At 67.4% G+C, this 25,148-nt stretch carries 22 protein-coding genes and 10 pseudogenes; 16 read left to right on the top strand and 16 right to left on the bottom strand.

What is annotated here, in order from left to right; all coding sequences use genetic code 11:
- Positions 1-94: 94 nt before the first annotated feature.
- The 4 genes and pseudogenes from ACIGXE_RS35930 to ACIGXE_RS35915 form a co-directional block, all read left to right on the top strand.
- Positions 95-423, top strand: a pseudogene (locus tag ACIGXE_RS35930) (transposase family protein); the annotation flags it as partial.
- A 64-nt stretch (positions 424-487) separates the two neighbouring features.
- Positions 488-673, top strand: coding sequence for a hypothetical protein (locus tag ACIGXE_RS35925; protein WP_399754275.1), 186 nt, complete (start codon positions 488-490; stop codon positions 671-673).
- An 87-nt stretch (positions 674-760) separates the two neighbouring features.
- Positions 761-1,380 (top strand): annotated as a pseudogene (locus tag ACIGXE_RS35920) (transposase family protein).
- Between the two features lie 184 nt (positions 1,381-1,564).
- Positions 1,565-1,927, top strand: a complete 363-nt coding sequence (locus tag ACIGXE_RS35915; RefSeq protein ID WP_399754274.1) for an ArsR/SmtB family transcription factor — start codon at positions 1,565-1,567, stop codon at positions 1,925-1,927.
- 914 nt (positions 1,928-2,841) lie between these two features.
- On the opposite strand, the gene ACIGXE_RS35910 is transcribed toward ACIGXE_RS35915, so the two are convergent.
- The 7 genes and pseudogenes from ACIGXE_RS35910 to ACIGXE_RS35880 form a co-directional block, all read right to left on the bottom strand.
- A complete protein-coding gene (locus ACIGXE_RS35910; protein WP_399754273.1) occupies positions 2,842-3,273 on the bottom strand; it encodes a DUF6283 family protein in 432 nt (143 codons plus the stop codon).
- A 69-nt stretch (positions 3,274-3,342) separates the two neighbouring features.
- Positions 3,343-3,786 (bottom strand): annotated as a pseudogene (locus ACIGXE_RS35905) (hypothetical protein); the annotation flags it as partial.
- 1,023 nt (positions 3,787-4,809) lie between these two features.
- The gene (locus ACIGXE_RS35900; protein ID WP_399754272.1) at positions 4,810-5,157 is read right to left on the bottom strand and encodes a winged helix-turn-helix domain-containing protein; all 348 of its coding nucleotides are present in this window, start codon (positions 5,155-5,157) and stop codon (positions 4,810-4,812) included.
- Positions 5,154-5,747, bottom strand: coding sequence for a hypothetical protein (locus tag ACIGXE_RS35895; protein WP_399754271.1), 594 nt, complete (start codon positions 5,745-5,747; stop codon positions 5,154-5,156). The genes ACIGXE_RS35900 and ACIGXE_RS35895 overlap by 4 nt, the downstream gene beginning before the upstream one ends.
- A gap of 2 nt (positions 5,748-5,749) precedes the next feature.
- A pseudogene (locus ACIGXE_RS35890) lies at positions 5,750-6,576 on the bottom strand (Tn3 family transposase).
- Positions 6,560-6,907 carry a Tn3 family transposase gene (locus tag ACIGXE_RS35885; RefSeq protein WP_399754269.1) on the bottom strand — a complete coding sequence of 116 codons (348 nt, stop codon included), beginning with the start codon at positions 6,905-6,907 and terminating at the stop codon, positions 6,560-6,562. Before ACIGXE_RS35885 ends, ACIGXE_RS35890 begins: the two are co-directional and overlap by 17 nt.
- A 218-nt stretch (positions 6,908-7,125) precedes the next feature.
- Positions 7,126-7,365 carry a hypothetical protein gene (locus ACIGXE_RS35880; protein WP_399754268.1) on the bottom strand — a complete coding sequence of 80 codons (240 nt, stop codon included), beginning with the start codon at positions 7,363-7,365 and terminating at the stop codon, positions 7,126-7,128.
- Positions 7,366-7,458: 93 nt separating this feature from the next.
- On the opposite strand from ACIGXE_RS35880, the gene ACIGXE_RS35875 reads away from it, so the two are divergent.
- The 5 genes and pseudogenes from ACIGXE_RS35875 (at position 7,459) to ACIGXE_RS35855 (ending at position 10,166) form a co-directional block, all read left to right on the top strand.
- Positions 7,459-7,893 (top strand): hypothetical protein, encoded by a 435-nt coding sequence (locus ACIGXE_RS35875; protein WP_399754266.1) that lies wholly within the window; start codon positions 7,459-7,461, stop codon positions 7,891-7,893.
- A 130-nt stretch (positions 7,894-8,023) separates the two neighbouring features.
- Positions 8,024-8,681, top strand: a pseudogene (locus ACIGXE_RS35870) (site-specific integrase); the annotation flags it as partial.
- A 61-nt stretch (positions 8,682-8,742) separates the two neighbouring features.
- Positions 8,743-9,522: a MerR family transcriptional regulator gene (locus tag ACIGXE_RS35865; RefSeq protein WP_399754264.1), complete on the top strand. Its 780-nt coding sequence runs from the start codon at positions 8,743-8,745 to the stop codon at positions 9,520-9,522.
- A gap of 54 nt (positions 9,523-9,576) precedes the next feature.
- Positions 9,577-9,819, top strand: a complete 243-nt coding sequence (locus tag ACIGXE_RS35860; RefSeq protein ID WP_399754263.1) for a hypothetical protein — start codon at positions 9,577-9,579, stop codon at positions 9,817-9,819.
- 11 nt (positions 9,820-9,830) lie between these two features.
- A complete protein-coding gene (locus ACIGXE_RS35855) occupies positions 9,831-10,166 on the top strand; it encodes a YnfA family protein (protein WP_399754261.1) in 336 nt (111 codons plus the stop codon).
- Positions 10,167-10,181: 15 nt separating this feature from the next.
- Here ACIGXE_RS35855 and ACIGXE_RS35850 read toward each other — a convergent pair.
- A pseudogene (locus ACIGXE_RS35850) lies at positions 10,182-10,369 on the bottom strand (Tn3 family transposase); the annotation flags it as partial.
- Between the two features lie 170 nt (positions 10,370-10,539).
- Between ACIGXE_RS35850 and ACIGXE_RS35845 the strand changes: the two are divergent.
- The gene (locus ACIGXE_RS35845) at positions 10,540-11,124 is read left to right on the top strand and encodes a hypothetical protein (protein WP_399754260.1); all 585 of its coding nucleotides are present in this window, start codon (positions 10,540-10,542) and stop codon (positions 11,122-11,124) included.
- A gap of 43 nt (positions 11,125-11,167) precedes the next feature.
- Here ACIGXE_RS35845 and ACIGXE_RS35840 read toward each other — a convergent pair whose 3' ends face one another.
- The 3 genes and pseudogenes from ACIGXE_RS35840 to ACIGXE_RS35830 form a co-directional block, all read right to left on the bottom strand.
- The gene (locus ACIGXE_RS35840; RefSeq protein ID WP_399754258.1) at positions 11,168-11,974 is read right to left on the bottom strand and encodes a tyrosine-type recombinase/integrase; all 807 of its coding nucleotides are present in this window, start codon (positions 11,972-11,974) and stop codon (positions 11,168-11,170) included.
- Between the two features lie 1,242 nt (positions 11,975-13,216).
- Complete coding sequence (locus ACIGXE_RS35835) at positions 13,217-14,467, bottom strand: tyrosine-type recombinase/integrase (protein ID WP_399754257.1); 1,251 nt, start codon at positions 14,465-14,467, stop codon at positions 13,217-13,219.
- A gap of 224 nt (positions 14,468-14,691) precedes the next feature.
- Positions 14,692-15,042, bottom strand: a pseudogene (locus ACIGXE_RS35830) (Tn3 family transposase); the annotation flags it as partial.
- 181 nt (positions 15,043-15,223) lie between these two features.
- On the opposite strand from ACIGXE_RS35830, the gene ACIGXE_RS35825 reads away from it, so the two are divergent.
- On the top strand, positions 15,224-15,697 hold the full coding sequence (locus ACIGXE_RS35825) for a hypothetical protein (RefSeq protein WP_399754279.1): 474 nt from the start codon (positions 15,224-15,226) through the stop codon (positions 15,695-15,697).
- 207 nt (positions 15,698-15,904) lie between these two features.
- Here ACIGXE_RS35825 and ACIGXE_RS35820 read toward each other — a convergent pair whose 3' ends face one another.
- On the bottom strand, positions 15,905-16,639 hold the full coding sequence (locus ACIGXE_RS35820; RefSeq protein ID WP_399754277.1) for a tyrosine-type recombinase/integrase: 735 nt from the start codon (positions 16,637-16,639) through the stop codon (positions 15,905-15,907).
- Between the two features lie 113 nt (positions 16,640-16,752).
- Between ACIGXE_RS35820 and ACIGXE_RS35815 the strand changes: the two genes are divergently transcribed.
- The gene (locus tag ACIGXE_RS35815) at positions 16,753-17,160 is read left to right on the top strand and encodes a hypothetical protein (protein ID WP_399754255.1); all 408 of its coding nucleotides are present in this window, start codon (positions 16,753-16,755) and stop codon (positions 17,158-17,160) included.
- 609 nt (positions 17,161-17,769) lie between these two features.
- Here the strand turns inward: ACIGXE_RS35815 and ACIGXE_RS35810 are convergent.
- The 3 genes and pseudogenes from ACIGXE_RS35810 to ACIGXE_RS35800 form a co-directional block, all read right to left on the bottom strand.
- Positions 17,770-17,921: pseudogene (locus tag ACIGXE_RS35810) on the bottom strand (Tn3 family transposase); the annotation flags it as partial.
- Positions 17,922-18,136: 215 nt separating this feature from the next.
- Positions 18,137-18,424, bottom strand: coding sequence for an IS30 family transposase (locus ACIGXE_RS35805; protein ID WP_399754276.1), 288 nt, complete (start codon positions 18,422-18,424; stop codon positions 18,137-18,139).
- Positions 18,425-18,783: 359 nt separating this feature from the next.
- On the bottom strand, positions 18,784-19,158 hold the full coding sequence (locus tag ACIGXE_RS35800) for a helix-turn-helix domain-containing protein (RefSeq protein ID WP_399754253.1): 375 nt from the start codon (positions 19,156-19,158) through the stop codon (positions 18,784-18,786).
- Between the two features lie 459 nt (positions 19,159-19,617).
- Between ACIGXE_RS35800 and ACIGXE_RS35795 the strand changes: the two genes are divergently transcribed.
- The 3 genes and pseudogenes from ACIGXE_RS35795 to ACIGXE_RS35785 all read left to right on the top strand — a co-directional run.
- Entirely contained in the window at positions 19,618-20,217 is a 600-nt protein-coding gene (locus ACIGXE_RS35795; RefSeq protein ID WP_399754251.1) for an RNA polymerase sigma factor, read from the top strand.
- Positions 20,214-20,936, top strand: a complete 723-nt coding sequence (locus ACIGXE_RS35790) for a hypothetical protein (protein ID WP_399754249.1) — start codon at positions 20,214-20,216, stop codon at positions 20,934-20,936. Before ACIGXE_RS35795 ends, ACIGXE_RS35790 begins: the two co-directional genes overlap by 4 nt.
- Positions 20,937-21,922: 986 nt before the next feature.
- Positions 21,923-22,379: pseudogene (locus ACIGXE_RS35785) on the top strand (transposase family protein); the annotation flags it as partial.
- On the opposite strand, the pseudogene ACIGXE_RS35780 reads toward ACIGXE_RS35785, so the two are convergent.
- Positions 22,352-22,768 (bottom strand): annotated as a pseudogene (locus tag ACIGXE_RS35780) (NUDIX domain-containing protein); the annotation flags it as partial. The pseudogenes ACIGXE_RS35785 and ACIGXE_RS35780 overlap by 28 nt on opposite strands.
- A 1,300-nt stretch (positions 22,769-24,068) precedes the next feature.
- On the opposite strand from ACIGXE_RS35780, the gene ACIGXE_RS35775 reads away from it, so the two are divergent.
- Entirely contained in the window at positions 24,069-24,647 is a 579-nt protein-coding gene (locus ACIGXE_RS35775) for a hypothetical protein (RefSeq protein ID WP_399754246.1), read from the top strand.
- The last annotated feature ends 501 nt before the right edge of the window (positions 24,648-25,148 follow it).

Below are 25,148 nucleotides of genomic sequence, written 5' to 3'. Positions count from 1 at the left end.
CGGCGCCCGCTTCCACAACGGCCACCCCGCCGAACAGGACGAGACCTTCGCAGCATGAACCACCTCAACTGATCCACAAGTCTTGACTATTGCTCTGGCCGCCCTCGCGCCAACCGTGGACAAGGGAATGAAGGTGATCCGGGCGAAGGCATTCGTCATCCCTGGACGGCACTCTGGTGACGATCGACGGGACCGCAGCCGACACGCCGTACTACTCCGGTAAGCACAAGCGGCACGGCGGGAACGTGCAGGTCCTGACCGACCCTCGGGCGGCTGTTATGAGCCTCGCCCGCGCTGCCCGGAGCCACCCACGATCTGGCAGCCGCCCGACCCCGCGCAATCATCAACGCCCTCGCTGCCACCGGGCTGAAATGCTGGGCGGACAAGGCATACCAAGGCGCTGGTCACCTCGTGCGAGTGCCCTCCTGAGGTTGCTTCGGTTTGGCGGACATCCGAGATCTGGTCTCGTGCCCGGGGAAGGATGTCCATGGTGGAGAACATGCCGAATGAGAAGCCGCGGCCCAGCCGGCAGTTCACGGCCGATTTCAAGGCCGAGATCATGGAGTTGTGCCTGCCTGGTGACCGGTCGGTGCCCAAGGTCGTGAAGGACTTCGACCTCACCGAGATCGCCGTGCGGCTGCGAGGCCCTCGAGTTGTTGAGCGGGATGTCTGACGACCGCAGCTCTTCGACTCGGGGCCTGGTGGTTGCCTTGTCGTGCCGTACATCGACGGCCTGCGTGCCCGGGTGGAGTCGGTGACGATGTTGACCCGCGAGGGGGGCCGGCGGTGCCGGCTGTCACCGTCTGAGCGCCGCTGTGGCGGCACTGGTGTGCCTGCGGAAGAACGACACTATGCGCATGCCCTGATCAGCCATCTCGCCGGACGCGCACCGGGCCTGACCACAACACTGAGATCGGCCGATGCCCGCTACGTCCCGCTCGACGGGACACACGCCGACCGCGACCGGGCGGACTACTCGGGAAGGCACCGACGCCACGGGGTGAACACGCAGGTGGTGACCGCACCGGACGACACCCTGGCATGAATTCTCCCCCGCGCTACCGGACCGGACCCACGCCCAGACCGCGGCCCGACAACACCCGATCATCACCACCTACATCCACCTCGGCATCCCCGACCGAGCCGACCCCGACTACCAAGGCGCCGGCGACATCGTCACCGTTCCCCACAAGCGCCGACCCGGCAAGAACCGCACCATCAAACAAAGCGCGTCAACCGGGCCCACTCCCGTCTCAGACTCCCCGTCGAAAGAGCCAGTGCCCAGATCGAGACCTGGCGCATCCTCCGCACAGCCCGCTGCGGCCCAAACCGGCTGACGCCGATCGACAAACCATCCTCACCCTCGAGACTCACCGCTGAACAAGCTCAAGTCATCAGCGATATTCATCGAAACCGCCTGGAGATGTGGATCGGGGGTCGGCGTCGGCGCGGCCGGGGCGGCTCACGCAGTCGGCTGCGGCGCCTGGGACGCGGCCTGACGCCTCGCGGGCGGGCCGCTCAGAAGCCCCTGAGTCTTTGGTTCGACATATGTCAACATATACGTATGTCGAATGTGAAGGCCCTGCCGCTTCTGGAGCCCGCCGCCGAGCCGTGTTGCCCGCCGCTCGCCGAGCGCCCCCTGACAGCGGATGAGGCTGAGCGGACCGCAGTCATGTTCAAAGCCTTGGGAGATCCGGTCCGCCTTCGGCTCTTCTCCGCGGTCGCCTCCCACAAGGGCGGCGAGGCGTGCGTCTGCGACATCTCCGACGTGGGTGTCTCCCAGCCGACCGTGTCCCACCACTTGAAGAAGCTGAAAGAGGCCGGGCTGCTCTCCTGTGAGCGGCGCGGCACCTGGGTCTACTACCGCGTCGAGCCCGCCGTGCTGGCCGCCATGGGGCAACTGCTGACCAAGGCCGCGACCGCGTGAACACCCCCATCACCGTCGGGCCTCAGTCGCGGAGCGCGTCACCGAGGTCTCGGCGATCCAGGCCGGCACCGACGAGGGCAACGCGGCCTTCGAGCCCCCCGCCTGGGTGAAGTTCGACGCGGCGAGGCTACCCGAGCACCTCCAACGCCGCAGCTCTCACATCGGCTGACGGGCCTCAGCCCCGCCTGTCGAGATGAGCTGGCGCTGGTTGGAAGCCAAGGTATCTGATGGATAGCGGTAGAGCATGGCCCCAGGGATTTGATCACGCCAAGGAGCCGCCTCCGGCGAACGCCTTGCTCGCGCTCCGGGGCAAGCAGCCGAAGCCATGCAGGACAGCCAGCAAGGCGCGCGTGACCAGGTAGCCGAGGAGCATGCTCAGCAGCCGCAGGGGGTTCGGCGAGAGCCGGTGATCGGAGGGGCGGGGCTGGCAGGCGTGGCCTTGTCCAGGAGTGCGTGAAAGGGCCGGCGGTCCTCGTCGTAGGCGTCGACGACGGCTTGCCCGTCCCACACCGAACGCCCGCTCGGCCTCACCTCGCTTCCCTCGAGGCCTGGATGATTCCCGCCGGTATCACCAGGCACCACGGGGGCTTCCTCACGGACTCCGCGGACTCACACAGCTCCGAGCAGCCCCGCGACGGCCCGGGCCGCGTTCTCGGGCGGGGCGCGGCCCACGCCGATCGGGGTGGCGGAGGCAGGGGCCGGTCCAGTCGCCACAGCCGGGGAGGTGGAGGCAAGGGTCGCTGATCGCCTGGGCGCCGGCAATGGCGATGTGGCCCCCGGGTCCGCACAGGCCGAAGGGGGGCGAGGAGGGAAGGGGGAAGGGCGGGGTGAAGCCCGCGTACCAGATGATCGCATCCGCTTCCGCGGTCACGCTGTCGTCTCCCAGGGACGGGTATGCGGCCTGTGACCATTCGCTACCGGAGGTCTCTGCGCATCCGGGAAATCTTGCTGATCATACGACGGGCTTCCTCAGTGGGCGTATCAATGCCCGCCTGCCCGTGAGCAGCGGCTTCGGCGCCTGCTGAGAACAGTGGCACTGGCGACTCATAGTCGACCACAGTCTTGTAGGTGGCGGCGTTGATGTGGCCGTTGACCACCGCCAGACGCAGGGCGAGTAGATGCTCACCCTCGTGGCACCCTGCCCAGCCAGCACAGATACGGCCAGCGTCACTGTCGATGTCTGCTTGATGGCATTGGAAAACGCGCGTTGGCTGGTTAGGGGTGTCGGCGTCGTAATGCCGAAGCTTTTCGTACTCCTCGCTTGCCCAGATTCCCGCGGGCGCCTCGCGGCGATAAGGACAGCTTTCGCAGGGCTTCGGTGCGGGAGGGCGCAATGACAGCGGCATGTTAACAGTATGCCCGTGGGGTGTGATGCAGTGAGTTTCCTGGCCGATGACTCACGACCTGGGCGGTCTCTACCCGCCGGGGCTACTCATCCCGGCAGCGGCCCTGTTGAGCCGCCAGGACCGAGCCGATAACGCTCCTGCCGTCGGCAACGCGAGGGGTGGATCGGCCGGACGCGACACTTGGTCACGCCCCAACCAGCGCCAGCCCTCATCCCGCAGGAGACAGTAGCGCCTGCCGCCGGCCGGGCAGGGCGAGCAGGGAGCACCAGCGGTCCGGGCAAGACTACGGGCATCAGGGAGATCACGCGGACGTGGACACTCCGGCGCCGCACCCCTGCCCAGGTGCCGACAGACGCGGAGAGCGGCCAGGACTCCCTGTGGCTCCAGGAGCATCTGCGACGCCTCGAGGGCCGGTCCCCTGTCGCCGCTCTCGGCGGGCGCCTTCCGGCCCGAGATCTCAGCCTGCCTGAGTTCGTCGTCCCCACGCGGCCACTGCTCCAACTGTCGCAGTTCGTAAGCTGCTTTCGTCGCCGTCCAGGCCGATCACGACAATCACAACGCTCTCCCCTGTTCGACCAGTTCAGCACACAGCGTGGTCGGGGGTTGATTGTGCGTCTGAGAGAACGAGAGGAATCACTCCCCCAGAGTCCGGCACGTCACCGACGACGGCTCGATCCGCCGCTCCCCCAAACCACCCCACCCTCGCCGGGGTTCAGGTAAGGGTGACGGGGCGCCGGGGCTCGTGCCGAGGGCGGGTCAGCACCGTGCCGACGGCGAGGTGCCCGCTGAGGCGCAGGAGCTCAGCGGCCAGCGTGCCGGTGGTGCCGCGCATTCCCCGTGGGTCAGGACGAGGCAGCAGCGGTGCGGGGCGATCAGGAGGGCAAGGTGGATGCGCTGCAGGGCCTCGGCCGCCTTCCGGCTGTTCTCCCACCGGCAGCACAGGCATCGGGCGGACTACCGGCGTGCTCCCGCGCCCGCTTCCCGGCCCGGGGCAGCCAAGCGCCCCCGCCGGGGCCAAACCACCACCTCGGCCTCGTGGCTGCCCCGCTCGTGGCGGACTCGCACGGCTTCGACGGTCTCCTCCCGACCCGCCGGTAAGGATGCGGTCGGGTCTGGGACACTCTGCGTGCCCCCTTGGGGCTCCACGGGGGTTCCCGGCCGGCTGCGGACCTGTATCAGGTCAGGTCAGTGCGAGGGCTCGCAGCCCCGTGGTTGGTTTGCAGGACTCGACCGGCGAAAGGCACATCCTCCTTGCCAGGAATCGAAAGCCGAGGGTTCGCAGGTGCCGTTGGACGGGGCGTTGGCTGTTGCGGGGAATGCGTTTGCTCAGCTGAATCGCCGTGCGCCGGGCACTCATGCCCCGCACTCTGGAGCCCCGACAGGGCTGCGACTCCTCGTCCCGGCCGCAGCTGCCTGCCAGAGGCCCATTCGACGCGCTCGCCCTTCGTGGAGCCTGTGACCACAACTTCCCGGCCAGCTGGCATCCCAGGAAAAGTGCACATGAAAGCGGCAGCACACCTCTGGCATGATCATCGTCTACTGGCTATCGGAGTTGCTCGAAACCTCGAACCGTCGCACGAGTTCTTTGAGGGTGGACATCTCGGCCGTAAATGCCGCGCGTCCATGGCGAGTGATTTGAACCCATGTACGAGGCCTCTTGCCCTGGTAGCCCTTCTTGATCAGTACGAGGCCTTGCAGAGCTAGCACCTCAAGGTGACGGCCCAAATTACCGTCAGTGAGCTCCAGGAGAGACTTCAGATAACCGAAGTCGGCCTCTCGGGTTTCATAAAGCACGGCAAGCAGGCCGAGCCGGGTCCTCTGATGCACCACGTCGTCCAGGCCGGCCGTGGGATGGCTGCCACTTTCCTGGTCTGCGTTCTTCACGAGCCCGCCTGTTCCCGCTGCCGTGCCAGCAAGCCAGCCCCAATCGACGACAGACCGAGAAGTCCATAGACGAGAACGGGCGCCGCGCTGAAGTATCCGGCACCGGCTTGATTCCAGCCACTCCACAGAGCAAGCGTATTCAGGCACTGATCCAGGACGTACTGCTGCTCCAGAGTTCCGATAACCCCATAGGCGAGTGCGCAAGCCACCAGGAAGGCGTTGTGCTGGAGCACGGCAAGCAATACAAGGGCAAACGCCATCGTGGTCAGCCCCCAGATGCCCACAGGGGCGAGCAGGGCCGTGGCCAGCAGTGTGGCAAGTCCGGTCCAGAAATACGATCCCCGCCCTGCGCCTACTCCACTCTGTGCAGCCTGGCGCCGGTACCAGGCAGCCACCAGCACAAAGCACACAGGGCCCGCCGGCATCCAGAACCACTTGCCCAGCCCGGTTATGTCGAAAGCCAAAGGAGAGCCGAGCAGAGTAACGGCACCGAAAATGATCAACGGGACCGAAGACGGCCGAAGATCACCTCTTGCCTGCCTCCGCAGCCGTTCCGCCCTGGTCAAATCATCACGTGCGTCCGTCGTCATCTCTATTCCTCCCCTTGGCTAGTGCAGAGAACTCTGCATTGCAAAGGTGAGGTTGACGTGAGTAGCCCCAGCTCAATCCCTGTTCTTGGGGACGGTATGTCATGGTTACCCCACAAAGGGGCTGGTCGGCGCTGTCCGCCGGGGGCCGCACGGTGGCGCCGATGGTGAGGTTGACCACACCGTAGGGGCGACGTGTGACCAGAACAGCGGGGGCAGATGTGCCGGTCGGCGGGCGTGAGCAGGCCGGCCCACTCCGGTTCACCGCGAATGTCCTGGAGCATGAGGGTGTTCACGTAGACCAGGGCGGACTGGAGGATGCGCAGGCACAGCACGAACATCTCCTGCTCCTCGCGCCGGTTGGAGGCGATCTCTCCGCCCTTGCCATAGGCGATCACGCTGTTGGCTCCGTTGGAGGGCTCCATGACGTTCAGGCCCTCCTCGATCTCCCGCTGAAGGTCCCGAAGCCGCAGGTAGCGGGCGACGAAGACGGTCTTCTGAGCGTGGCCGACCTCCAGCATGGCCGCGTAGGTGGGGTGGGAGGCGTTGTGGGTGAAGCGCCGCAGGATCGCCTCGGTGGAGGCAGTGCGGGTCCGGATGGCGGTGGCGCACTTGATCATCTGGTCGCACTGCTGGGCGACGAGTTCCCAGCGGATCGGGCGGTCGGCGCCGGGGTCAGCTGAGGGTAGGCGTCCGGTTCGCCGGCCACCGGCCGGTGCAGCTTGACCTTGTTGATCCGCTCGGTCCTGGGCACCAGGTTCAGCAGTCTCGTGATGCCGAACCCGATTTCCGACTGGCCATACGAGCCCGTGTAGTTAGCCTCGACGTCCATGGTGGTGCCGTGCCGCATGGCGCCCTCGATCATCGCGGCGACCTCGGAGGCGCGTGCAGTTGATCAGCTGGGAGTGGATGACCAGGGACTTCTTCTCCACATGCCAGTAGATGAGCACCCCGCGACCGCCGTAGCGCGAGTGCCACTCGGTGAACAAGTTCTGGTCGTAGGCGCGCACGTGGGCGGAGTCGGAGGCGACCGCGGTCGAGCCCTGGCCCCACAACTCGGTGCTGCGGGCGTGAACGTGGCGTCGCGATCTGGACCGCGAGGGCGCGAGCGGCCTCGGCGGACAGATACGGCCGACGTACGTAGCGCAGTTCGTCCTCGCCATGGCCGTGACCGCCGGATGTCACCGCCCTGATCCCGGTGTTCGTGCCGTACGCGTAGATGACCAGCAACGTGCACCAGCTCCCGCGGCGTCCCCCCGCCGCCGGACTCCGCCGGGTAAACAACCTCACGGACCGTGCCCTCCGGCGTGCCGAGCGACGCATCGGCCGGCTGGAAGAGGTTGTTCTCCTTGCCCGACACCTTCTTGAACGCGTTGACCAACTACTCGGTGACCTTCCGCTCCGCCCGCGCACCGATCCGGTGCACCAGGGAGATCAACAGCTCCTCCAGCCTGTCCGTGATCTCCCGCTCCCGCTCGTGGAGCCGCGCGGCCAGCAGAGCCACCCGCGGCGGTCCCGGGTGCGTCCGCAGATGAGAGGGGGACTCGGACTCCACCGCGGCCCGCGCACGCCAGCCGGTCACCACCTTCGGCGCGACGTCGGCGAACAGATCCGCGGGCAATCCAACCGACCGGACCGAGAGCAGCTGCGGCCACCAGAGCCACCAGTCGCTCGACGCGAGCCGCGAGAGACTCGGCTGGCCCCCTACAAGCCGGTGATCGACGGCATCCTCACGGCCGATCTGACCGCACCGCGCAAGCAGCGGCACACCGTCAAGCGCATCTTCGACCGGCTGCTGGACGAGCGTGTTGCCGACGTCTCCTACCAGATGGTCCGTGGCTACGGTCGCTGGCCGCCGCGAGGAGATCCGGCTGGAGGCCCGGCAAGGGTGTGGTCGACGCGTGTCCCGCAGACCCACAGGCCGGGCGCCGAGGCCGAGGTCGACTTCGGGGACGTCACGGTCAAGCTGGCCGGCGAGCTGGTGGCCTGCTACTTGTTCGCATGCCGGGTGTCGTACTCGGGCAAGGCCGTCCACCGCCTCTTCACTCTTCGCCTCGGCGGGGCAGGGGGCGTTCTTCGAGGGCCACGTCCACGCTCTCAACGTGCTGGGCGGAGTGCCGACCCGGAAGGTCCGCTACGACAACCTTAGGGCCGTCGTCGCGCAGGTGCTAGGCCTCTCACGCCGCCGGGTGGAGGCCGAACGCTGGACCGCCTTCCGCTCGCCAGGCCGGCATCCGCAGCGCGCACGAGAAGGGCGGAGTCGAAGGCCAGATCGGCTGGTCGCGGTGCCTGACTTCGAGACCCCGGCCCGCTGACGCATGGCCACCGGCTGATCGCGCGGCGCGAGGTGCACCTGCGGGAGAAGACGCTGGGCGGATGCGCCACGAGACCGCCGGGCGCTCGGAGGAGATCCTGGGCGTGAACATCGAGGACCTGGACTTCGCCGGCCGCTTTGCCCGGTCAAGGCCAAGGGGGCGAAGTCGAAGTCCCGCCGCCGGGGCCAGGCCCGCGAGGACTTCGTGCTGGAGACCGTCTACTGGGACGCCGGCATCGCCCGGCTCCTTAGGGGCCGCGCCCGCGGGCCGGTGTTCGTCACTCACCGCCGTCCGGGACCGTGGAAGGTCGTCAGCCCCCGTGACCTCTGCCCGGACACCGGCTTCGCGCGGCTGTCGTACGGGCAGGCCCGTGTCCCACACCGCCGTACGCGGGCCCGGGGGGGCTGGGATTTGCATGAGTTCCGGCACTCCTCCCTGATCCACCTCGGGGAGGCGGGGGCGAGTCTGCTGACGCTGATGCGAAGTCGAGGCACAAGAAGCCGGAGAACGTCCGCCGGTACTTCAAGCCCTCCCGGAGGCCATCGCGGAGCTGACCGGTCTGCTCGCTCGGGGGATGGCCGGCGCTGATCCGCCGACACCAGGGCTTGCATCCGGTACCTAGGTACAGGTTTACCGTCGGAGGTGTCCCCACCACCGGGGACGTGACGACGGGAGGGAGCGCGATGAGTGATCTTGCGTGGGTGCCGCGGTCCTGCACCCTGCCCACCGAGGAGCAGCCCCTGCGGGTCGCCGAGTGGGACGCGCTGTTCGCTGAGCGGCTGGCCTCGGTGTCCCGCCCGCAGCCGCTTCTCCTGCGCCTGGACTTGGCCGGCGGAGAGGGCGCGGAGGGCCGGGTGCGTGACCTGGTGGCCCGTGAGAGCGGCTGCTGCTCGTTCTTCACCTTCACCACCACCCTCGTCCAGGACCTGATCCGGCTGGACATCTCGGTGGACCAGGCACACGAGCCGGTCCTGGACGCCCTCGCCGCACGTACCTCTGCCGCCAGGGGGCCGAAGGTGAGCACGGGGCTGCGCAGCGGGCAGGTCGCCGAGGCGGCCGGGGTGAACGTCCAGACGCTGCGCTACTACGAACGGCGCGGCCTGCTGGCCGAGCCGGAGCGCAGCAACGGCGGCCACCGCCTGTACGGCGAGGACACGGTGACCGCGCTGCGGGTGATCAAGGCCGCTCAGCGGCTCGGGTTCACGCTGGAGGAGGTCGCCGAGCTTTTGGAGGCCGGCCGCCACCGGCACGGCCGCCATGTGGCCGGGCTCCAGGACCGCGCCGCGGCCAAGCTCGTCGAGGTCGACGCGAAGATCGCCGACCTCACCACCATTCGCACCGCCCTGGCCGCCGCCGTCGAAGCCGGCTGCGACGACCTGACCGTCTGCGCGTCCAGCAGCTGCTGCCCCATCCCCTTCACCGACCTCGCCGAGGAGAACCGTCATGCCGGCCCCTGCCGCTGACCGACGCCCCACCGCGCCCCGAAGGCGCTCGGCGGACTTGCCGCGCTCGCCTGCGTGGCCTGCTGCGCGCTGCCCATGATGATCGCCGCCGGGGTCGTCGGCGCCGGCGCGGGGGTGGTGGTGGGCTGGCTGCCCGGCCTTGCCGTCGCCCTGGCCGTGCTCGCTGCCGACACTCGGTGGTACGGCCAGTGGCGCCGATCCTGCTCCTGCACGCCGAAGGCCACAGGTCAGGGCGGGTGCGGCTGCCAGGGGTCGGCCAACCCGCTGAAGATCACGATCGGGGGCCGCCGCGGGTAGGGTCCGGCGGTATGACTGTCGCTCGTTCCGTTGCCCTGTTCGTCGTCGCCGCGCTCTTCGAGATCGGCGGTGCGTGGCTGGTCTGGCAGGGCGTCCGCGAGCACAAGGGCTGGATCTGGATCGGCGCTGGCGTCATCGCCCTCGGGCTGTACGGTGTGGTGGCGACCTTCCAGTCCGACGACAACTTCGGGCGCGTCCTCGCCGCCTACGGCGGGATCTTCGTGGCCGGGTCGATCGCCTGGGGCATGATCGCCGACGGCTACCGCCCCGACCGCTACGACGTCATCGGCGCCCTGGTGTGCCTCGCGGGGATGGCCGTCATCATGTACGCGCCCCGCAGCCACTGATCTACTCCTCGTCCACCGCGTCCGCATCGCGCAGAGGCCGCCGGGCAGGTCCGGCGGTTGGTGCCGCATGAACGGGGAGAGGCGGGCCACGTCCCTCCTCCCGTACCTCGAACCCGTCGGCCCGCGGCCGGGTGACGGCGGCGTCCATGTAGCGGGTGTTGAACAGGGGCGTTGAGAACGAGGCCGAGGGCGCCGATCTGGTCTTATCCGAACTAGCCCAGCCGACGGCCCGGCGGGGGTCTGCGCGGGTCTAGTCACTGAAAGTAATTGTCTGAAATCGTGGAGCCCTGGAGTGTCCGGGCGTGTCGCGCGCCGCTGCGTTCTGCACGGTCACCTGTGACAAGGCGCCCGGGACCAGGCGACAATCCCGCATATGGATGACGCGTTCACACTCCTTCGGCAGGCCGTTGACGTACTGCCGGAGGACGCCATGGCAGAGAACGGCCAGACGGTCGGAGATGTTCGCAAGGAGATCGAGCTCCAGGAGTGGGAGATGGCGCTCGATGTGCTCATCGAGATCGCGGATGTCCATCCGGTATCCATCACCTTCTGGGAGATGCTCTCCGAGGTTGCCCGACAGATGATGCTCGACCGCAGCCGCCGTAGGTGCGAGTGGCGGGGCTGGGAAGCCAAACACGGCACGATCCGTGCCACCTTGACCCTTCTGGGAGCCGACGAGGGCGGACGCCAGAGTGCCTTCTCAGGGGACGGCCAGCTCAGACCGCTGTGGGACATCGGTCACCGCACCGCAGACGGACAGCAAGATCTGAACATCGCGCGGTTCTGGGTGGAGTTCGAGCCGCAGCTTGGCCCTGGAGAGACCGCCGACGTTCGCCTGGCTCCCCTGCAGCCCGAGCAATGGCAGCATCTGAAGCCTGGTCACGTGATCACCATGCACGAGGCCCAACCGGCCGCTGGCATCGCCGAAATCATCGAGGTCCTGCCGCCTCGCGCCTGAGACCAGGCCAGCCAGGGGCGAAGGGCCCGTGGTCGGACGGCTGTCAGCCGCTGTCAGAGCTGCCGGTGAGTCGGCCGGCGCTGGTGCGGAAGTCGGGCATGCCGAGGTGGACTGTGGTGTGCCGGGCTGCGAGGTCGCGCATGGCGGCGAGCTTCTGCTCGGCGGCGGCGAGGCTGGCCTCGATCGCGGCGACCTCCCCGAGCCAGCCTTGTTCCTTGGCCTCCTGGAGCCGGTCGAGCAGGTTCGCGTGGATCTCCTCCAGGCGGGGCCTCTGCTCGGGATCTGGTCGTAGGACGGGGCATCTGATGCAAGCGTGCTCATGGACGCAGGGAGTTCCGAAGTCGCGTGCGCAGACGCCCAGCGCCACCTTGCGCAGCTCGAAGTGGGCCAGGAAGTCCTGCCACTCCTGCGCGGTGGGCTCGCGGTACTCCTCGCTGGGCCGCAGCGACCGGCGGCGGGCGATGAAGGACCGGTGGTGGTTGATGACGTCCTCGGGGTAGATCGCGGCATATCCGAGTGTCGTGTCGACCATCCGGTGGCCGCAGATGCGGGCGGCGATGTGCGGGGGCAGACCAGAGCGGAGGGCATCGGTCACGAAGATTCTGCGGAAGTCGTGCGGCGTGTACCGCAGTTGCTCGTTGGCGGGCCCGGTCAGTCCGCTCGCGGAGAGGGCGTCGTTGAGGCAGGTGTAGATGTAGTTGCGCGGGATCGCTCGGTCCTCCGGGCCGCAGCGGCGCTGGAAGAGGAACGGCATCGGTGCACTCCAGAGCCTTTCCAGACTGTCGTAGGCGGCGACCAGGGGCATGGCCTGCTGCCCGCGCCGGACGCGGTGGATGATCGCTGTCAGCACCTCGCCGAGCTCTGGCGAGACCAGCAGCAGCCGCTCCTGGTCGAGTGCGGGTGCGCTGGTCCATGGCTGCTTTGCGGTGGGCGCGGTTCTTGCTGTGGTCGGTGTCGCTGTCGCGGACCGGGCAGGGAGCGACCCACGGGCTCCACCGTGCCGGCTCTTCGGCGGCCCAGCGGGCGAGATCCTGGTAGAACGCCCGGACCCAGCTGAAGACGGTGTGCGCGTTGACCCGCGGCCGGATGGGGATGCCGTGACGGTCACGGACCATGCGGACGCGCTCCCGCCAGGCCGTGACGGTATCGGCGTCCAGCCGCAACGAGTCGATCCCGGGGTGGTGTTTCTCCAGGTCACGCCAGAACAGTCCGGCCAGTGAGCGGGCCATCTCCTCAAGCGTGGTGTAGTCGACGTCCACCGCGCGCTCGGTGAGGTAGTCGACCAGGAGGTCGCGTATCGCGGTGCAGGTAATGCCCTGCCGGTCGACCAGGGCCGCCGGTGTCAACTGCCCCGGCAGCATCACCGTCTTCAGCCGGGCGGGGGCGTCGGGTCCGAAGACACCGAGCCCTGCGAGGAGTTGGTAGAAGAGGTGCTTGCCGTGGTCGTTGGTCTGGTGCTCACCGATGGCATGCTGCAGCTCGACGCAGTCGCCGATGGTGACGTCGTGAACGGTGCCGCCCTTGCGGGCCACGATCCAGGTGACGCGGTTGAGCGCGTTGTTGCAGTCGTTGGCCCCCGTGTGGCCGGTGGCCGTATACCGCTCCTTGAGCGCCGCGAAACCGTCGAGATCGGTGACGCTACGGATGTGCGCCAGCAGTTGAGAAGGGCGCTGCCGGAGCAGCCACCGGTAGGCGGGGCGCACGACTTGTCCGCCCAGCAGCGGGATCATGCCGCAGCACAGATCGGCACGGTCGTACTTGCGCGCCCGCTGGTGCTCGGCGAGCCACTGCATCGGCAGCCGCGGCCACTCCCGCCCGGCCTCCTCGGCTCCGCTGGCCATCCAGCGTTCCTGCCAGGTCCGGCCTGGCTGATCCTCCAGCCAGTCGAGCAGCTTGATCAGACCGCGTCGACGCGTGCGCTGGTTGGTGTCCGTGTCCGCGGTGAACGGCAGCGCGAGCGTGCGCTCCAGCACCTTCTCGCGCGATTCCTCCGTCTGCCACCAGGACGTCGGTACTTCCCGTATCTCCTGGCCAGGAGGCAAGGGAGCGTGGCGAACAGGTGCGGAGCGGCGGGCGGTCACTGTCTCGGTGGTCATGCCGGGCCTCCACCGAGGGCGGCCGGGCCGAGCAGCGTCTGGAGGACCTCGGAACGGTAGCCCGGGGCGGGCATCACCGGCTTGACCGGCTCCGCAGCCTGCCGGGCGTGGTGGGCCAGTACGTTCGCGACGACCTCGCCCTCAGCGGGTTCGAGGTACTGCTCCGTGGTGCTGATGTGGAGATGCCCGAGGACCCATTGGACGTCGGTGAGCGAGAGCTTGGGGTCGCGCACCATCCTCTTCGCCGCGCTGTGCCGCAGGTCATGCAGGGTCCAGTTCGCCCCCAAGGTCTCGTTGGCCCGGGTGAACACCATGCGGGCCGCGTCGTAGCTCAACGGCCTGATCGGACGCCGCAGAGTCCACCACAGAGGCTCGTCGGGCCCGTCGAGAGCTTGCGGGCGGATCTGCTGCTGGTAGAGCCGCAGCCAAACGAACGCGTCGCTGGAGGCGGGAATCCACTGCAGAGCCCGGGAGCCCTTGCGGATGACGCCGACCGTCTGGTCACCGGGGCTGACCCGGTCCCGGCTGACGCCGAGGAGCTCCGAGGCGCGCGGGCCGGCCGAGATGTAGAAAGCGACCAGCGCGCGGTCGCGGTGCGAGGGAAGAGCCGCGAACAACTCGTTGAACGCCTGGTCAGGGATACCGCGCGGGATTCGCCGGGGTTCCTTCGGCTGGTAGGGAGCCCGGCGAGTGGGGGGCCGATAGGCGTGCATCGGGTTGTGGTGGACGTTGAGATGCTCGTCCTCGGCACGCTTGCTCTTCGGGAACGGGTTGAGCAGCGGCCGTCCGTGCATGTCGCGGTGGTACTCGTAGAAGCTGCGGACCACTGCCCGTGCGTGCCGCCGGGTGCGGGGCGCGTAGTTCTCACCCGCGTACCGCTTGCCGGTCACCGGGTTAACCGACCCAGGCGCCGGAGCATCCGGCCGTCGAGGCCGCGGTGGCTTCTTGACCAGCCTCAGCCACAGCGCGAAGTCCCGGGCCTCCGCACGACTTGCCCGGTCCCACGGCACGTCGACGGCCCACAAGAACCGGAACCAGGCCAGCAGTTCGTACGCGTACGAACGGAGCGAAGCTGGACTGTCGTCGTCAGCGAGCATGTCGAGCAGGAACTCGCTGACCGCCGACACCTCGACGCCGTCCCCGTCCAGCAGCCGGAACGGCAGGGCCGGGTCGCCGGTCTCCTCGACCCGGCCGACCCTCGGCACCGCAAGTGCTGTGACATCCCGTAACTCCGTACGTTCCTGCACCTGATCCTCCACGAGCCGCTGTGGTCTCCAACGACTCGTGATGACAGCACATGAGGACGGTCGTACGGGAAGGCTTCGCGGGGAGTGCGCTGGGCCGACCGGCCGATCTCGTCACCGTGCGTCGAACTCCGGGGACGCTCCACCTCACCCCTCGGTAGTTCGGTCAACAGGTCCTCCATGCCGTCCTGGTAGCGCTGGTAGAGCTGCCCGGCCCGGCCGTGGAAGATCTTCCGGGCGAGCGTGTGGCGGCCCTCCTGCAGCACCTTGATCTGGCGCCGGTAGCCGGGCTCGTCGGCCAGGCGCAGCATGTGCAGCGTCTTGGCGATCCGCCCGTAGTGCTCGATCGCGTCCCCCAGCGGCGTCGGGCGACCCTCGCGCGACAGCATCCGGATCACGTCGTAGGCGCGGACGGCTCCGGTGTGGATGGAGCCGATGATCCGCAGGATGTCCTCCCAGTGCCGCGCGATCCGCGTGAGGTCGACCCGGCCGCGGGCCGCGTCCTGGAAGGCGCCGTGGTCGGCCCACGGTCGATGCGCCGCATCTTCTGGTCCGGCATGGTCCGGCGGGTCCGCCAGCGACGGCGCGTACGCGAACCCGGCGAGCGTGAGCAGGCCGAAGACGATGTCGCTGTTTATGTGGACAGTTCAAGTTGATCTTCCTTCGGTGTGTCGCTCGGATCGTTGGCGGTGCCGGTGTCGGCCAGAGAAGCCATCCGCATAGAGTGAGATCTTCGATGGAGTGGCAGGGGTGGCGACTGTGGAAATCACCGTCCAGTGGATACGAACGTCCTGGACGAAGCAGTCCCGAGGAGGAGAGGCCGCCGCCCGTAGGAACGCAGCTCCGGTCGGCTTCGCTGTCCCTGCTGTGCCGCACCAGTTTGCGCACGTGGTCCGCATGCATGAGCGATACGGCTTCGAGCCCCGTGGCGGCCAGGAAGACCTGCGCAAGGTCGACGTCCAGCTGCGCGAAGCCGACGGTCGGTTGCGGGTCCAACCCCGAGTGGAGCCGCTGTTCGGCATACCGCCTCGGCCGCGCAGGCCCCCCGCTGTTCACCTCGTCCCCGGACAGTGGGTCCGCTGGCAGCTCAACTACCGTTTCAGCAGCGCATCGGGTATGCAGGACTGGTCGTACTGGATGGACACCTTCAACATCGCTTACGGCCCGACGGACGTCGATGTGTTCTTGTCGGAACCCACCGTGTATGTAGACGAGCGAGGACCGCTCCGGTAGCTCCGCCACGGGTTGATCACGCGCTGGAGCCGTCCTCCTCTGCTTCAGCGTTGAGGGGCTGGCCGAGGTCGGCCAGGAGTCTCTCGATGCGTTCGACCTCGCGGTCCCAGCCGCGTTCGGCCGCATCGCGGGCGAGGGTCAGCTCGACCTCGCGCCGAGCGCGGAGCCGTGGTGCGTATTCGGGTGTGGTGACGAACTTCGCGCAGGTCAGGTAGAGGTCGCACTCGCAGGGGCCTTCGGCGGGGAGCCGGAGACAGCGGCCGAGTTCGAGTTCGGTCTTAAAGAAGTTGGTCTTGAGCCAGTCGACCGAGGTTTCCGGCAGCGTGCCGTTGCGCAGTTCGTCGGCGGCTGGGCCGGCGATCGTGGCGCCGGAGCCGAGCACAGCCTGGTAGTCGCGCAGGACTTCTGGTCGCTGATCTGCGCGTAGACGAGGGCCATGTTCACGGAGGTGTGTCCGAGGACCTTCATGATGGTGGGGAGCTTCGCGCCGCGTTCGGCAAGCTGGGTGCCCACCGTGTGGCGGAACCGGTGAGCTGAGACGGTGCCCCGGCCGGCGCCGCCGGGGCGGACGAGGCCGACGGCTTTGCAGGCGGCCTGGATCGAGGTCTCGAACAGGTAGTACGTCGACAGTGGCTTGCCGTGGCTCATGAACAGGTAACGGATCTCCTCGCCGGTCCTCTCGTCGGTGAACGGCCGCTCCGGTGCGTTTCTGCGCAGGTCGATGACCTTCTGCAGGGCCTCGGCGGCGTCCTCGTGCAGGGGGACGACGCGCTCCTTGTAGGTCTTGCGGCCGGACAGGCGGAGCCGCGCGGTGCCGTCGGGGTAGCGGTCCAGGCAGTCCAGCGGAAGGCGCTGGATCTCGGTGCGGCGGGCTGCGGACCAGCGGGCGACCAGCAGTGCGGCCCGCTGGAATGGGCAGGCGATCGCGTCGATAGCGGGCATCAGCCGTTCGAGGTCCTGCTCGGGGATGAACCGCGGCACCTTCTGCGGGTACTTCGGGGCGTCGCCGCCGCCGATGAGGGTGTGGCCGGGCACGTCGTCGTAGCCAGAGCGCGGTGTCCCGGAAGAACTGCGACAGCCCGGAGATCCGCTGGATCCGCGACATGACGCCCAGCGGTTTGCCCGTGGTCGGGGCTGGCGCCTCGGCGATGTGGCCGATCCAGTCAAGGCGGTGCTGGCGCGTGACGTCGGCGAAGGTCGTGATGCCGGGATGGTGTGCACCGAGCCACTGCCCGAAGACCCGCACCGCGAGCTCCAGCTTCTCCACCGTCGAGGGCGCGTCGGTCAGCCTGCGGGCCGCGAGCCACTTCTCCGCGACGGCCCGCATCCGGGGCGGCAGTGCCAGAGGCGGTTTCCACGACGGCATCAGCTTGCGCGGCTGGACGGCGACCTGGCCGCGGTGGAAGAGCACCACCTCCAGCTGGTGTAGGTGCGTGATCCAGCACTTGGCCGGGCCTTCGTAGAACTGCTCGGCCGATGGGTAGAAGGACGCGAACTCCGGGTCCTCGGGGAAGAGCCGGATCGCTTCGAGGACCTCGGTGATGTGCTCGCCGGTGATGTCGGCGACGTCGGTCAGGCCGTTGCGGAGCACGATCCGGGCCACCGACCAGTGCATCGCCTGCTTCGCCGCCGGGCTGCTGTAGCCAAGAGCGAGCGCCTCCTCGACCAGCGTCGTGGTGTCCAGGTCGATCCCGGCGAGCGCGGCCTGGTCGTGGACTCGCAGCTGGCCGACGGCGAACATCCACCGGTAGTCGAACGTCGCGTATCCGCGCAGGCCGAGGTAGGTCAGGTAGCGCCGGGCCCTGTGCGAGGCGGGGAGCGAGGGGCGGTGGAAGGACTCGCCGGGCAGCCGGCCCACCCGCTCGGCCAGCGGCTCGGCGAACCACGCGGCCAGGTCCGGCCACCGTTCGCGAAAGGCTCGGTAGTAGCGCAGTTTGGCGTTGAGATAGTGGTGGTTGAAGCCGTCCTGACTGCGGACGAAGCTCACGTACTCCTGCTCGGGGCAGTGCCGGGGACGCTGTCGGTGGACCGGGTCCGGGGTGGCGGCCATGGCCGCGGCGGAGGTCGGGCCGCCAGGTCGCGCCGCCCCGGCGTCCGAAGTACTTCGGTTCGGCCGCGCGTACACGCTCGGCACCGGCACCACGAACCACATCCCGTCCACCGACTGCACCAGCCCGCCGCCCCACGCGCGTGCGAGAGGGATGGACGCCTGGTGCTCGATCAGGGCGTCGTCGCGGCCCGGACATGTCAATTGAACTAAAAGCGGTATCTGCTGGCTTCCCGGCATGACGGACGCGGAGGGTCTCGGCAGGGATCTGAGGGGGCTCGTGCTGCCCGAGGTCGGGGGCTTGTCGAGACCGGCGATGCGTGGGAGCCGTACAGGCTGCTCGACGCCGGCGGCGCGGTCGTGTGGGCGGCGGATGTGTTCTTCGCCGACCTTCAAGCGTCAGGGAACACCGCTTCGACGCTGCGGTCGTACGGGATGGACCCGCTGCGGTGGTGACGGTTGCCGGGGGCGCTGGGCATCGCCTGGGATGTGCGGAGGTCAGCACCCTTGGGGAGGTACTGCCGCAGCAGCCGGTTGGTGTCCTCGTTGGTGCCGCGTCGCCACGGGCTGCGCGGCTCGCAGAGGTAGATCGGCATCCCCGTCTCGGCGGTGATGGCCTGATGCTCGGCGATCTCCCGGCCGCGATCCCAGGTGAGCGTCCGCCGCAGTTGCGGCGGGATGCCGAGGAGGCTCTTGGTGAGGTGCGGGGTGACCTGCTCCGCCTGATGCCGTCTGGCAGCGCGATGATGGCCGTGTAGCGGCTGGTGCGCTCGACGAGCGTGGCGAGGGCCGGGTGCCCATCACGAGGTCGCCTTCCCAGTGGCCGGGAACCTTGCGGTCCTCGACCTCGGCCGGGCGGTGGGTGGGTGGGTGATGAACACCATGCCCCGGATGATGCCCCGCCCGGTGGGCCGGCGGGCGACCTTCGGACGGCGCATGGGCCTGCCTGACCGCGGCCGCTGGGTGAGGGTGCCGTCTATCGCCTGGCGGCGGCGAGGGTCGTAGAGCGAGAGGTAGATCGCTTCGTGCGAGATCTGCATCACCAGGAAACTGCCGTCGCGGCCACCCTGCGATCTGATCGGGCGACCAGCACAGAGCCAGCTTGGCCTCCACCAGGGCGCGCAGAGCCGGTCGTTGGGCGAGGGTGGCCTGCTTGGGCCGGCGCCCGCGCGTAGCCTGCCGCATCGGCGGACGCGGCTCGATAGCGGTCCCGACCGCCATTGCGAGCGATCTCGCGGGAGAGGGTCGAGGGGGACCGGCCCAGCCGCCTGATCAACTGCCAGGCCGACTCCCGGGAGGCGATGTCACGGGATATCTCCTCTCGCTCGCTGCAGCTCAGGTGCCGGTCCGCTCGCTGCCGCGGGGTAAGGCGGACCCCGCCGCTGTGACACAGGAACCGGCGGGCGCTCTGCATCGGTGCCCCGAGTGCCCGTCCTATCAAGCTGAACGACCGCCCCTCGCGCCAGCGTCTCCAGATCTCGTCCTGCCGAGCCGGCGAAAACCCGTAGTCACGCACCTGTGCCCCAGGATGGCATGATCATCCGTAGGTGGTGCGTTGATCACTTGAGGGTGCCTGCGTTCCCGACACTCCTTGCCTTAGCGTGTCAGGTCCCCCCTCGTCCGCTCGTACAGCCGTCCCGGGGCAGGGCGCCATGGGCGGACCTGGCGGCAAGAGAGTCGGGAGCCGGATCACCGGTCTCGCCCATGTAGGGCTCCTCTCGGAGGTCTGCCGCTATGGCGCTCCCTGACTGCAGTCGATCTTCAAATGAAGCACAGGGAGTCACACGAGGAAGAAGCCTCCATTCGTCATGTAACGCCTCGGCCGTAAGTCGACAAGAGGGAGTGAAGGGACGAGGTAGAAGAAGGAGCCGATGTGAGACAACCGCCCGGCGGATACCAGGTGACGCGGATCGGTGAGGATCCGGAGGCGTTTGAGGCGTTCTACCGGGAGCACGTGCAGGCGATGCTGCGGTATGCCGCCCGGCGCTGCCGTGACCCGTTCGCCGCGGCGGATCTGGTGGCCGATGTGTTTTTAGCGGCGATCTCGGCGGCTTCCGGGTACCGGGAGGAGCTGGGCAGTCCTGTTGCGTGGCTGCACGGCATCGCCCGGAACGTGGCCGCGGCCGAGGACCGGCGAGCGGCTCGTTTGTGGTCAGCGGAGAACCGGATCTACGGTCACCGGCTCTTGGAGGGCGACGACATTTCCCGGCTTGAGGAGCGCCTTGATGCCGAGCAGGCCTCCCGCGGCCTTTTTGAGGGCCTGGCCGCGCTGCCATCCAGTCAGCGGGCCGTGCTGGAAATGGTCGCTGTCGACGGGCTGACTGTCACGGAGGCCGCCGCCGCCCTGAACATCAGCACCGTGGCCGCCCGGGTACGGCTGCACCGCGCCCGCAAAGCCATGCGGCGTGAACTCGCCAAGAAGGCAATCCCAGACTCCGCTCCGTCCCTTTCATCCCCATTGGAGGTCTCATGAACCCCGAACACTTCGAGGAGCGGTTGATGCACGAGCTGAAGAACCATGTCGAGCAGCGCGCCCAGGACGCAAACGCCGCGGAAAGGGCCCCCCGCCCCTCTTGGGCCCCTCGCAGGCGCTGGGTACCGGCCGGGCTGACCGCTGGCCTCGCCGCGTCGGTCGCCGCTGCCGTTCTCGTCCTGCACCCGGCAGGCGGTGCCGGAACTGTTGTGGCCGGACGCGACACCGCGGAGTCCCCGGCCACACCCGGCGACTACCTTGACCGGATCTCCACGGTCGCCTACACCCTGAAGCGCGACCCTCACGGAACCGTCAATGTCACTATCCGCGACGCCGGCGCAGAACGGCCGGATCCCACCCGGCTCCAGCAAGACCTCAAGCGTATGGGCGTGAACGCTCGCGTCTACCAGGACGATCCCACCTGCCAGCTGGACCAGGGCGAAGATCCCGAACTCGGCTACACCACACTGAAGGCCATCGATTTCCACCACCGCGACGGCGCCTTCACCGCCACCATCCGTCCCGACAAGTTCCCCACGGGAACCCATCTGGAGATCGTCTTCCCTCCGGCGCCCAAGAACCCAGCCCAGATCGACGACCTCGCCTTCGGCCTGCGCAACGGCGAAGCTCCCGACTGCCGCCACATGATCCTCTCTGAAAGTGAGCTCCCTGCCTCCACGGCAATCACTCCGGGAGAAATCGTTCCCGATCGCGGCTGACCATTCCGCCACCCGTCATGGCCCTCGCGGTCAGGGGCCATGAGGGTTCCCTCTCGTTCGCTGTGACTGAGCTTTTTCAGAGTGGTCACGGATCGGATGGTGGGGTTGTGGAGGAAACGGGCAAAGCCCCACGGATGTTGAGCGAGTTGTCTAGGCTCAGCTCGTCACCAGTGGGGCTCTGTTGATTCCATATCGTGCCGTACTCGATGTCGCGCACGCACTCGTGGAGTGGGACTTGGCTCTGAACGCCTTCTGTTTCGCCTTCGCCTCGGCGACCAGGTCGCGCAGCGTCTTCTCACCCACCACCGGGTACAGCACCGTCCCTACGGTGCCCTCGGGTCGGCCGATCGCCGCGTCGGCGAGCCGGAAGAGGATGCCTTTCTTGCCGCGAACCCTTTCAGCCCGCTGTCAGCTGCTTCTCCACCCGCCGCTCAGCGCCGGCGTTGATCTTGTGGACCAGGGCGACCAGCAGGTCCACCAGGGCATCGGTGGGAACGCCAAGCGCGCGTCCAACGCCGCCTGGCTGCGGCTGGGGTTTCGAGAGAGCGTCGAGCAGCCGTAGGACTGTGCTGCGGCTGGCCCTCGCCCCGAAGACGTCGGTCAGCCGGGACCGGAGCGACCGGCCAAGGCGAGGCCCACCTCGGCCAGCACACCTATTCACTCCGTCCGTTGCCTGTAGGGCCGGCTCAAGCCCGCGACCTGCTCGGCGAACGTCCGCCGCCCACAGGAGACGTCTTCGAACGTGAAGCGCCGGACACAAAGCCGCGGCCCCACCTGCCGTCCAGCCATAGGGAGGTCAGCGGAAAACCGCACGTAAGAGCAGTGCACCCGCCGGCGGACCAGCTTCCGCAGCCCGGGCACCGAGCCCTGGGCTGTCCGGCATCTGACACCGACTCGGATCACCTCGTCATCGTCCTGCACCGACTCCACCCTGATCCCCGGATCCGCCAGGAAGAGCAGCTCTTCCAGCGGTTCTTGCGCATCAGTTGTTCACGGGCATCTCTCCGCTCCATCTCGCTCGCCTGCTTGAGGAGTTGGCCGACCCGTGGCAGGCCGCTGTCGAGGGATGCCGTCACAGGCACGCGGCGGGGCCAGGAAGCGAGTGGCAGGAGGCGGCGCCCGGCACCAGTTGGTCTTCGTGGACCGACTGGTCGCCGCGCTGATCCATCTGCGGCACGATCTCCCGCGCTCCCTCCTCGCCCTGCTGTTCGGTGTCAACCGTTTCACCGTCACCCGCGCAATCGGGGAGATACGCAGGCTTCTCGCGGAACGGGGATGCGCGGTCCCCGACCGGCCCCGTCTGCGGCTGCGGATCCTGGCGGATGTCTTCGCCTATGCCCAGGCCGAGGGCATCGAGCTACGGCTGGACGCACCGAGATCCAGGTCCGCCGCCCCGCAGTCGGCCGCGGCGGACGCCGGGCGTTCGTCTCGGGCAAGAAGAAGGGGTCAGCTTCGTCCGGTGGCACCAGCCGCCAGGCATCCAGCTTCGCCTCGAGCTGCACCGCGGCCAGCTGGTCGTCGTCGAGGACTCCGCCGTCGTAGAGATATGTCACCAGTGGCGGTCATCCCGCCCCGGTGACCCAGGCGATGGCGATCAGCGCGCCGGGGGAGATGTCGAGGCCGATCTCTTCGGCGGTCTCGCGGCGGGCCGCCTCGCGCGGCGTCTCCTCCCGGTCGGATTCCACGGTCGCGCCCGGCAGGGCCCACGTCCGGTCCTCGACATAGCCCGGTTTGACCAGCAGAATTCGCCCCTGGGCGTCGCGGAGGAGCACGGCCGCGCCCGCGAGGATCTTGGGCAAGCCTGTGATGTAGGCGGCAAAGGTGTCGGTCATCTTCTTCACACTTGTAGTGGCCGCCATGGCGGTGGCCGGTGATGGGGCGCGCGGTTTTGAGTGCGTGATCGGACAGGCGGCTCACCGGCTGTCCTCTCGGCGGGAGGACACTGCCCGCAGCCTGTCGGCGGATACCGAGAAGCCGGAGCGTTCGCAGACATCGGGCGCGTGCCGGCAGGGCTGCGGCCGGAGGCAATCAGATTTCCGTCCGGTTGCTGTACCGGTCGATGGCCTCCTGGGTGGTAGACGGTTCCAGGAACACCAGCTCCCACGGGCCGGTGTTGACGTCCATCTGTGTGCTGTCGCCCGGGGCGGGGTTCGGCCCGGGGCCGAGCCATCGACCAGTCATCCGCCAGCCCGTCGGTTTCATCACCATGGATCACCCGGTGGTAACGGGCGCCCTGGTAGAAGCCGTCTGTTGCGGTGTCCTCCACCCAGGTGCCGGTGATGACATCGCCCTCGACGGTCAGGTCCATCGTCAGCGGGGATTCCGACCCGGGCAGGCTCTGGACCGTCAATCGGTTGCCGTCCTGCTGCACTGGCACGAAGTGCACGACGGTGAACGTGGCGTTGCGGTCAGACGAGAAGTACTCGTAGCGGGACAGCCAGATACTGGAGAATGTGGTGCGCTGTCAGGTCAAGGACAACGGAGCCGAAATGTGCGAGGCTGTCGCCGCGACCCGCCCTCAACCTAGTGCAAGGCATCTGGTCAATTCTCCGCCGGACCAGCGAGGCAAACACCGCCTCCACCGACCCTGACGACCCCATCCGCCGGCTACGACACGGCCTCCGCCAGATCCAAATACCGCTCCGACATCAATCGACGGATGCCTCACCGCGACCGGCGTCATCGACTCGATCACGACTGGATGACCGCAGTAGTCGCACGGGCGCATGCCCTCATCAACCGACTCCTGCATAGGCGCTCCATCCCTCATGACAGCCAGAGTGCCAGGTGAACTCACGCCCGACACCGACGTGGCCACCTTGGCCAACCCAGAGGAGCAGCCCTGGTGAAACCGCAGGGGCAAACGAGCCGTCAGCCCCTACGACTTCACGAGTCCAACCTCAGTAGTGCATGGCTGACAACGAGCCACCGCAATGCAACATAACCGATGACAAGAATTCCTTACCTATGAAGAACTCGAGCAGAAAGTACTCATTTAACTTCCTCCCGATGCGAGGTAAGGTAATGCCAATATCCATTCGGGTCGATTCACGCTGATAGATTATTGCATCCCGGCGCGGAGGTAAATCGGCGCCTGCGGTGCCAGCGTCGCCCTCAATCGAAGAGACTATCATGGCGAACCTGAAGAGAAGTGCGATGCGTAGAGTAATTCGAGGCGCCATTGGAGTTTTAGGTATTACTGCAACAATCGCAGTGACCTCCCCCTCCGCCTCTGCTGCACCAGTCAAGGAATATGGAACAAAATGCTCGATCGGTGGCAACAGTGGAGTCGCCGCTTACAATTACGCTAACGGTGCCAGGCTGGTTAGTGCGTGTAGTCAGCGGACGCTTGATGACCGTTTGATAGTTACTATCGTCCTCGATGATCCGAATGTCGCCGCATCTGAAGACATCGAACTCATCGTGCACAACCCGAGGTTCTTCGAGAGGAATCAGCTCGGCTATTTCGTTGAGCGGTCGAGCGCGATAAAGGAACCCGGCGGGGCCCTAAAGCAGAATGAAGACTGCCGCAAGGTCGCCAATACTCAGCATCCTTCGGCCATTTGCACTTTTGTCGGCTCAGGAGGAGGTGATCAGGGAATCGATCCATGGATCTTCAATGGTGTGGGTTACTTTACTGCACACGTGGGATCCCACACGATCGGTTCAAATTCAAGTGAAATTAAGATTGTTCAGACACCGACCCACTAAAGCGTGCGGCAGGAGCCTGTGACGTCTATTAACAAGTCCTTGAGGATGCTCTGAGCTCTTTGTCAACAGCAACCGGCCCCGCTCTGTATCCTGGCTTTTTACGCACGACAGGTGCTACAGGACGGGGTCGTTGCGCTGGCAGGTTACAACTGGACTGGACGCAGAGCAATTGACCTCGATGACGTCCTTCCCGTTCGTTTCGCGATCCGGACTACCGTCTCCCCGTTCAGGTAGGCGGTCGCAGTGGCCGCCGTCAAAGCGCGGCGGGCCGTGTAGACCGCTGCTTACACATCACCCAGTGCCGCAACCGCAATCTCCAGTGTGTTCTCTTCACCTGCCATACCCGCCATCGTGCTAGAAACGGCTACGTGGGCCGCGTGGTGGGAAATCCGAATTCTTCGGACTTAAAGGTCCTAACAGAAGTCGTTGATCATGTGACTGTCGGCTTGGTTGCTCGTTGGTCCGTTTCGTGGCGAAGAGGAACTCCCGGCCGTGGATCGT

Source organism: Streptomyces sp. NPDC053431, from assembly GCF_044544925.1.
GTDB lineage: Bacteria > Actinomycetota > Actinomycetes > Streptomycetales > Streptomycetaceae > Streptomyces.
Note: the sequence above shows the minus strand (reverse complement) of the source record. Positions and strands in the feature narration are given on the sequence as shown.